Here is a 245-nt window from a genome sequence, read left to right on the forward strand (position 1 = left end):
GGTGGTGGCCGGGCTGATCATCGGCAACCACGGACGCCACTACGCGATGTCGGACGAGACCCGGCGCTACGTGGACAAGTTCTGGGAACTGATCGACGAGATCCTCAACGCCCTGCTGTTCGCCCTGATCGGCCTGGAGCTGCTGCTGTTGCCGGTCTCCTGGCTGCACGTGGCGGCGGCCTTCGCCCTAGGCGGCGCGGTGCTGGTCTCGCGCCTGCTCACGGTGGGCCCGGCGATCCTGGTCC

The 245-nt window shown here is 68.6% G+C and carries 1 pseudogene; it reads left to right on the plus strand.

Features of this window, described 5'->3' with window-relative positions:
* Window positions 1–245 (plus strand): annotated as a pseudogene (locus tag ACLJNW_RS27725) (sodium:proton antiporter); the annotation flags it as partial.

Source organism: Salmonella sp. SAL4457, assembly GCF_046548235.1.
Lineage (GTDB): Bacteria > Pseudomonadota > Gammaproteobacteria > Enterobacterales > Enterobacteriaceae > Salmonella > Salmonella enterica.